2 pseudogenes are annotated in these 5797 nt (G+C 60.1%); both read left to right on the top strand.

Annotated elements, in window-relative coordinates:
- Positions 1-85 precede the first annotated feature (85 nt).
- Positions 86-1552, top strand: a pseudogene (locus MYY08_RS19230) (ShlB/FhaC/HecB family hemolysin secretion/activation protein); the annotation flags it as partial.
- Between the two features lie 9 nt (positions 1553-1561).
- Positions 1562-5164 (top strand): annotated as a pseudogene (locus tag MYY08_RS19225) (hemagglutinin repeat-containing protein); the annotation flags it as partial.
- Between the last annotated feature and the right edge of the window lie 633 nt (positions 5165-5797).

Raw genomic sequence — 5797 nt, 5'->3', positions numbered from 1 at the left:
TGATGGATGCGTAAATAAATTAGCGCTTATTTCCGCGAATTTTTTTCATTTATTTAGATATTATTTTCTGTAAGGTTATGTCGAAATGGAATTCAACCTTCTCTTGCGCAGAAAGCAGTATCTTCTGCTGTCGGTCTGTTCAGTAATGGCGTTTGCTGTCGCGCCGCCTCTCCGCGCCGCTATCGGCGACGAACAGTTTATCCGGCAGCAACAGCGCCAGCAGGCGCTGGAAGAGCAGCTGATCCCACCCGTTCCCGATGTGCGCTTATCTGCGCCAGCGCCTGATGCCATGCAGATTGTTTTTCCGGCCGAAAGTCCTTGCTTCACCATTCATCACGTGATGCTGGAAGGCCAGCAGGCGCTGCCGCACTGGCTGCCGTTACAAAAACTGGCGGATCGCGCGGTGGGAAAATGCCTCGGCGCGCGGGGAATTAACCTGCTGATGAGTTCGCTGCAAAACCGGATGATGTCCCACGGCTGGACCACCACGCGCGTGCTGGCTCCAGCGCAGGATTTGAAAAGCGGCCGTCTGCGGCTGACCATTCTGCCGGGTAAAATCCGCCACGTGGCCATGACGCCGGATAGCAGCCGCCGGTTCTGGCTGTACAGCGCGTTTCCCGCTCACGACGGCGATCTGCTTGATTTACGCGATATCGAACAGGGGCTGGAGAACCTGCAACGCCTGCCGACCGTCCAGGCGGAGATGGAGATCGTTCCGGCGGATCAGCCGGGCGAGAGCGACATTATGATTTCCCGTCGGCAACGCAAGTTCTGGCGGCTTGGCATGTCGCTGGATGATTCCGGCACCACCGCCACCGGGCGCTATCAGGGCGGTTTGACGCTCTCCCTTGATAATCCGCTGGCGCTTAGCGACCTGTTCTGGGTTTCGCTCTCCCATGATTTGCAGCCAGGACATGAGAAGAGCAACCAGAATCTCAGCACGTACTGGTCCGTTCCGGTTGGCTGGTGGTCGTTTTCGCTGACCGGCAGCGACTACCACTACCATCAGACGGTCGCCGGTCTGACGGAGGATTACCGCTACGGCGGTAAAAGCCAGAGCCTTAGCGCCCAACTTAGCCGGATGCTGTACCGCAACGACGCGCAAAAAACCACGCTGACGTACGAAGTGCAAACCCGCACTACCCGCAATTATATCAACGATACCGAAATAGAAGTGCAGCGCCGCCATGTCTCCTCATGGAAAGCGGGGCTTCAGCACCATCACTATATCGGCCCGGCGACCCTGGACGCGGGCATCAGCTACCAGAGCGGCACTCGCTGGTTTGGCGCGCAGCCTGCGCCGGAAGAGCCGTTTGGTGAAGGCACCGCGCTGAGCCGCATACTGCGTACCGAAGCCCGCCTGAGCCTGCCGTTTGTTCTGGCCGGAGAAGGCTTTCGTTATGACGTGGCCTGGCAACGCCAGACCAGCAACACGCCGTTGACCCCTCAGGATCGGTTTTCCGTCGGCGGTCGCTGGACCGTGCGCGGCTTTGACGGCGAGCGCACCCTGAGCGCCGATCGCGGCTGGACGGTGCGCAACGATTTATCCTGGCGTCTGCCGCTGTCGGACACCAGCCTGTTTAAAACGCACCCGCAGCCGGAGGCGAGTTACCTGGTAGAAACCGATCCGCGCTTCACCAATAACAAACAGTGGCTCGGCAGCGATTATATGCAGAACGCCTTCTCGCTGAACGGCGATAATATGCACAAACGCCTCGGCGACGGCTATTACGAGCAGCGGCTGGTGCGCGAGCAAAACATTGCCCTGACCGGGGGCCGTTATCTGGCCGATTACCGTGACGATGAGGCGCAGTTTAAGGGACTGATGAACGCGGGTATCGCTTTCGGTAAGGAACATAACCTGATACCGGGGGTGGCGCTGACCGCAGAGCAGATGAGCCTGCTAACGGAAGATATGGTGTGGCTGGTGAACGCCGATGTGGTGCTGCCGGACGGAACCCGGCAGACGGTGTTGGTGCCGCAGGTGTATGTGCGGGTGAAGGAGGGGGATATCGACGGTTCGGGCGCGTTGCTGGGTGGGCGACAGGTGGCGATGAACCTGAGCGGCGACCTGCTGAACAGCGGCGCGATAAACGGGCGCGAGACGGTACAGCTCAGCGCGGAGAATATCACCAATAAAGCGGGCGCCATTAACGGGGCGGATGTCAGCCTGCTGGCGCGTACGGATATCAACAATATTGCCGGAATGATAACCGGTAATGATTCGGTGCTGGCGAGCGCCGGACGCGATATCAATATCGTCACCACCACGCGCAGCGCGCAAAGCGCGGCCGGGCAGAACAGCTTTGCCCGCACCACTCTGGACCGGGTGGGGGGCATTTACGTTCAGGGCGAAGAGGGCAAACTTTCGCTCAGCGCCGGACGGGATATCACCCTGACCGGTGGGCAGGTCGTCAACAGCGGAAGCCTGAGCCAGACGGTGCTGAACGCCGGACGCGATCTGAACCTTAACGCGGTGGCGACCGCCGTCAGCGATAATCTGACGTGGGACAAGGATAACTGGCTGAAACAGTCCGCCACTCAGCATATGGGCAGTGCGGTGAACGGTGCGGGGTCGGTGTTGCTGACTGCCGGGCAGGATGTGAAGGCGCAGGCGGCGACAGTCAACGCAGGCGACAGTCTGGGAGTGCAGGCAGGACGGGACATCAGCCTGACCGCCGCGACGGACAGCAGCAACTTTGCGTCGCATCATAAATCTACCGGCGGCAACGGCGCATTATCAAAAACCACCGTCACCACTCATGATGTGGTCAACCGCGAGACGGCGCAGGGTTCAGCGTTCAGCGGCGCCAGCGTAACGATGCAGGCGGACAACAATCTGCTGATTCAGGGAAGCAGCGTAGCGGGCGATGATGACGTGCGTCTGGCGGCTGGCCATAACCTGGCCGTCACTACCGCAGATGAGCAGAGCGAGGAAAGCCATCAGCGTCAGGAGAAAAAATCGGGTCTGTCCGGTACCGGCGGCCTCGGACTCACCTGGGGGAATCAGAAGCTGAAGGTGACGGATACCGCGCAGGACGTGACGCAGCAGGGCAGCACCGTCGGCTCGGTGAATGGCAACGTCTCGCTGACTGCGGGTAATGAACTGACCGTGAAGGGATCGAACCTGGTGGCTGGCCGGGATATGGCGCTCAGCGGGAAGCAGGTAAATATCCTGGCGGCGGAAAACCAGAGCAGCCGGACGCATTCGGTGGAACAGAAAAGCAGCGGACTGACGCTGGCGCTGTCCGGCGCGGCGGGCGGCGCGATTAATCAGGCGGTGACGCAGGTGAAGTCGGCGAAGCAGGGGAGCAGCGGACGGCTGGCGGCGCTGCAGGGCATACAGGCGGCGCTGAGCGGTGTGCAGGCGGGTCAGGCAGTGGCGATGAACGCGGCGCAGGGCAGCAACCCGGATAACAATAATGCCATCGGGGTCACGCTCTCCTGGGGCAGTCAGTCATCAAAATCGGAGCAGACGCAGAGGCAGAGCATCTCGCAGGGCAGCAGCGCGATGGCGGGGAATAACCTGACCATCCGGGCCACAGACGGGGACATTACCGTCCGGGGAAGTGAGCTTCAGGCGGGGAATAATGCACTGCTGGCCGCCAGCCGGGATATCAATATGATTTCCGGCGAGAACACCTCTTCGCTGAGCGGAAAGAACGAAAGCAAAGGCGGCACGGTGGGCGTGGGGATCGGCGCAGGTTCAGGCGGCTGGGGTCTTCAGGTATCGGCAAGCGTGAATAAAGCCGGCGGTAAGGAGAGCGGTAACGGCACGACGCATACAGAAAGCATGCTGACCGCCGGTAATCACGTCACGCTGAAAAGCGGGCGCGACGCGACGCTGACGGGCGCGCAGGTGAGCGGGGAGAAAATTACCGCCGATGTGGGCCGTAACCTGACGCTGACCAGTGAGCAGGATACGGATAAATACGACAGCAAACAGCAGAGCGCCGGCGCGGGGGGCACGTTCAGCATCGGCTCAATGAGCGGGGCGGGCAGCCTCAGCCTGAGCAAGGACAGGATGCACTCGACGTATGCGTCGGTGCAGGAGCAGACGGGCCTTTTTGCGGGCAGCGGCGGGTTTGACGTGACGGTGGGCGGACACACGCAGCTGGACGGGGCGGTTATCGCCTCCACGGCGACGGCGGAGAATAACCGCCTTGACACCGGCACGCTGGGATGGCGTGATATCGGGAACCGGGCGGACTATAAGGTCGAACATCAGGGCGCGGGCATCAGCACGGGCGGCAGCATTGGCAGCGAGTTTGCGGGGAATATGGCGAACGCCCTGCTGACCGGGGCAAACGGCAGCGGCAGCGCCAGCTCGACGACCCGTGCAGCGGTGAGCGGGGGCAACATTGTCATCCGCGACGCTGAAAAACAGCAGCAGGATATGGCGAACCTGAGCCGGGATACGGCGCATGCGCACGGGGCGTTAAGTCCGGTATTTGACAGGGAGAAAGAGCAGACCCGGCTGCGGGAAGCGCAGCTGATTGGGGAAATCGGGAATCAGGTGAGCGACATCGTGCGCACGCAGGGGAAAATCGCGGCGACGAAGGCGGCGACCGAAAAGATGGCGACTGCGACCGACGCGGACAGGGCGAGGGCGAAAGCGGACCGGGAGAAGGCCCATCCGGATAAAACGGCGACGGCGGAAGATATCACTGCTCAGATGTACCAGAATTTCTATAATCAGGCGTTCGCGGAGACCGGGCTGGGCACGGGCGGCGCCGTCCAGCAGGCGATACAGGCCGCGACGGCGGCGGTACAGGGTCTGGCGGGCGGCAATCTCGGCCAGGCCATCAGCGGGGCGGCGGCGCCGTATCTGGCGGAGCAGATACACAAGCTTGCGCCGGACGAAGCCAGCCGCGCCATGGCGCATGCGGTGGTGGGCGCGGTAACGTCCTGGGCTGCGGGCAACGGTGCGGCGGCAGGCGCGGCGGGCGCCGTGACCGGAGAGCTGATGGGGCAGCTGGTCATGGACCAGCTGTATCCGGGTAAAAAAGTCAGTGAGCTGACGCAGACGGAGAAGCAGACCATCAGTGCGCTGGGTACGCTGGCGGCGGGCCTGGCGGGCGGGCTGACCGGAGACAGCACGGCGGGAGTGATGGCCGGGGCGCAGGGCGGGAAGAATGCGGTTGAGAATAATGCGCTGGGCAGTGTGCTGGCAGCGGCAAATAAACAGAAACCCGGAACCACAGCGAATTACGAATCGGGAACACAGGCAGCAATAAAAGAAGCCTGTAGTGGAGGAACACCGGTATCCTGTCAGTTGGCTGTCGCAGCGATGGGAACAATAATATCTCCATGGATCCTCCCGGAGGCTGTGGCTATATCTGGAGCTATCGGGACTGGGGCTGTCGGTGCCATTGATTATGGATTAACCGGCTCTGTTGATCCTAAAAATGTTATAGGCGCTTACTGGACTGGCGCTTTAACCCGATACACCGGATTTAAATCAACAGTAGCTATAAATGCTGCTGGCGGCGCTATAACCAGTTATATAGATGGTAAAAATCCTTTCCTTTACGGCACGATTAGTGGAGTGGGTGGTGCGATTGGTTATGGAATAGGAAATAAAATCATTACACCAATAGCAGATGATATCTTCAATCCGACATGGAAAACTTTACGTTGGGATGATATTGGAATGGGAATATCTAGACCTTCTACATTGAATCCTATTCCTGCTATCACAGGAACAGCAGGTGGAGGTTTAGCTGGGGAAACTTTCAACGTTCTTACTGATCCAAACGCCTCACTTGGAAACGAAAAGGAAATTCGTAATGAAAAG

Source organism: Mixta sp., from assembly GCF_024610815.1.
In the GTDB taxonomy this organism is placed as follows: Bacteria; Pseudomonadota; Gammaproteobacteria; order Enterobacterales; family Enterobacteriaceae; genus Mixta; species Mixta calida.
Note: the sequence above shows the minus strand (reverse complement) of the source record. Positions and strands in the feature narration are given on the sequence as shown.